Annotated in this window: 2 protein-coding genes; both read left to right on the plus strand. The window is 64.6% G+C overall.

Annotated elements, in window-relative coordinates; translation table 11 throughout:
- On the plus strand, positions 1-207 hold a 207-nt coding region (locus K2W81_RS06905; protein ID WP_294102541.1), incomplete at its 5' end, for a hypothetical protein.
- 122 nt (positions 208-329) lie between these two features.
- The gene (locus tag K2W81_RS06910; protein ID WP_294102543.1) at positions 330-3,203 is read left to right on the plus strand and encodes a pitrilysin family protein; all 2,874 of its coding nucleotides are present in this window, start codon (positions 330-332) and stop codon (positions 3,201-3,203) included.
- Positions 3,204-3,371: the final 168 nt, after the last annotated feature.

A 3,371-nucleotide genomic window follows, 5' to 3' on the forward strand; every position in this document is an offset into this window, starting at 1 on the left:
AGCCCGATGAGCGATCAACCCAAGGATATGAACGAGATCGAAGCCGCCGCGCACGCCGCCAAGCGCGTCGCCGCCGCCGCCGACGAGACCGAAGCCAAGGCCGAAAAGAGCTGGCCGGTGTCGGCCATTGCGATCGGCGTCGGGGTCGGGTCCGCCGCGCTCGCCGCCGCGCTGCTCTACGCGAACAGCAGCCGCAAGAAGAGCTGATCGAACCGATCGCCGGCCGCGCCCGATTGGGCGGGGTCGCTGGTCGCGTTGTATCGGCGATTGACACGGGCAACACGGGCGCGCCACCTTCGCGTCCTTCCTTGATCGCGGAGAATCCCTTGATGCGTCTCGTTCGTGTTGCCCTGTTGCTGGGCGTCGCTGCTTTGCCCCTCACCGCGACCGCAGCGCCGAAGAAGCCGCTGCCCCGCCCCGCCGCCGCCAAGCCCGTCGGCGCGCCGATCAAGCCCATCGCCTATACCGAACGCACGCTCGCCAATGGCCTGCGCGTCTATGCGATCCGCGACACTTCGACGCCGAATGTATCGGTGCAGGTCTGGTATGATGTCGGGTCGAAGGACGACCCCAAGGGGCGATCGGGCTTCGCGCACATGTTCGAACATCTGATGTTCAAGACCACGCGCAATCTCGTGTCCGAACAATTCGACCGGCTGACCGAAGATGTCGGCGGCGATAACAATGCGTCGACCAGCGACGATTACACCGAATATCACGAGAATATCCCGGCGAACCACCTCCAGCGGCTGTTGTTCGCCGAGGCTGACCGCATGTCCAGCCTCGTCGTCGAACCCAAGAGCTTCGCGTCCGAACGCGATGTGGTGAAGGAGGAACTGCGCCAAAACACCAATGCGCGGCCTTACGGCAAGCTGTTCTCACAGTATTTCCCGGCGATTTCCTACACGCGGCACCCCTATGCGCGCGGCACGATCGGCAGCCTCGACAACCTTCAGAGCGCGCAGATCGACGACGTCCGGGCATTCCACGCGACCTATTACCGGCCCGACAATGCTGTGCTGGTGGTGTCGGGCAATTTCGACGCCAAGCAGCTCGATGCCTGGGTCGACCAGTATTTCGCGCCGATCAAGCGCCCGACCACGCCGATCCCGCGCGTGACGGTCGTCGAGCCTGAACGCACGAAGGCGACGCATTATGTCGTGCATGAAGCCAACACGCCGCTGCCCGCGGTGATGATCAGCTATCCGATCCCCGCCGACAGCCATCCCGACAACCCGGCGCTGACGGTGCTCAACGCGATCCTGTCGCAGGGGGAGAGCTCGCGGCTGTACGAGACGCTCGTTTATCGCGACCAGATCGCGCAAGCCGCCGAGACCTATCTCGACAGCAAGCAAGGCCCCGGCAATCTCGCGGTCTTTGCAATCATGGCGAGCGGCAAGAAAGTTGCCGATGGCGAAGCGGCGTTGCGGCGCGAGATCGCGCGCGTGCGGAGCGCCCCGGTCGCTGCCACCGAACTGGCCGAAGCCAAGAACGAGATCCTCACCAGCGTGCTGCAATCGCGCGAAACCGCCGAGGGCAAGGGGCGCTCGATTGCCGCCGCCGTCATCATCGACCGCGATCCACGCGCCGCCGACCGGCAGCTCGCCGCGCTCGCGCAAGTGACGGCCGCCGATGTGCAGCGGGTCGCCAACAAATATCTGCGCGATCAGCGCGCCGCGACGATCCACTATCTGCCCGAAGACCCGTCCGACAAATCCCCGCAGAATGACCGGATCGAAGTCGCCGACAGCGTCGTGGTCAAGCCGTTGACGGCACCGGGCAAGGTCGAGATCGTCTCCCCCGCCAGCGATGCCGAGCGCGTGGCACTGCCGCCGACGGCGGCACCGATCGCCGCAAGCGCGCCCGTCACCAACGACTTCAAGCTCGCCAATGGCCTGCGCGTTGTCGTGGTCGAAAAGCACGACTTGCCGCTGCTGACGGCATTGCTCGTCGCGCCCGGCGGCGGGGCAATCGACCCCGCCGACCGCGCCGGCCTCGGCAGCCTGACCGCCGATCTGATGACCAAGGGCACCAAGACACGCTCCGCGACCGAAATCGCGCGGCAGATCGAAACGCTTGGCGGCTCGATCTCGAGCGACGCGAGCTTTGATGGCGCGACCGTTGCGGTGACGGTGAAGGCCGATCAGGCAGCACCCGCGCTCGGCATCCTCGCCGACGTCGCGCGCAATCCGGTGTTTGCGCCCGAAGAAATCGAACGCGCCCGCGCGCAGACGATCGACGGCGTGCAGGTCGCGATCAAGAACCCCAGCCAGCTCGCCGCGCTTGTTGCCGCGCGCGCGGCGCTCGGCAGTGCACCCTATGGCCATCCACTGGCAGGGACGCCTCAGTCGCTCAAGGCAATCAGCCAAGCGGATATTCGACGTACCTACGCGAAGGTTTGGAAGGCGGATCTCACGACGCTCGTGCTGGTTGGCGACATCACGCCCGCCGCCGCCAAGGCTATGGCGGAAAGAAATTTTGGTAGCTGGGTCAATCCCGGGGCAGAAATCGTTTACGAGGACGGCCCGCGACTTCCGGTTGCTTCGACGACAGCGCAACCACGCGTCATCGTCGTCGACTTGCCAGGCGCGGGGCAAGCAGGGGTCGTCGTCGCGCGGCGTGGAATCGCGCGCCGGGACCCAGAATATTATCCTGTTGCGGTGGCCAATACGGTGCTCGGCGGCGGCTTTTCGTCGCGGCTCAACCAGGAAATCCGGATCAAGCGTGGTCTTGCCTATGGCGCGGGCAGCAGCGTGCAAGCGGGTCGGTTGCCCGGTACCATCTCGGGCCGCACCTCAACCAAAAATCCGTCGGCGCCTGAGACTGTGTCGATCATCCTTGCCGAAATGAAGCGGCTCGGCACCGAGCCGGTGAGCGCCGCCGAACTCGACACACGCAAGGCCGTCCTAGTCGGCAATTTCGGCCGCGCTACCGAGACGACCGGCGGCATTGCCGGGACTGTCAGCGGCTATGTCGTGCAGGACCTGCCGCTGAGCGAGCTCGGCGAATATACCAAGCGCGTGGCTGCCGTCGATCCGGCGGCGGTGCAGGCGGCCGCCGCCAAGCTGCTTGACCCCGGCGCCGCGAGCATCGTCATCGTCGGCGACGCCAAGCTTTTCATTGATGAACTCCGCAAGACCTATCCCGATCTCGAATTGATTACCGCCGACAAGCTCGACCTGAATTCGCCAACGCTGAAATAAGGTCGAAGGTTTCATTAACCATAAATCGTCCCGCCCATGGACGCGGTAAACTTAGGGCTTCCCTAAGTGTTCGTGATTGATATGCGCGATCTTTGACGCACTATCGAATTGAAACGGACGATTGCGTGAGTCGGGTAGCGGGCATGTCGCGGGCGCAGCTGTTGCTGG

The sequence above is a fragment of the Sphingomonas sp. genome (genome assembly GCF_019749955.1).
In the GTDB taxonomy this organism is placed as follows: Bacteria; Pseudomonadota; Alphaproteobacteria; order Sphingomonadales; family Sphingomonadaceae; genus Sphingomonas.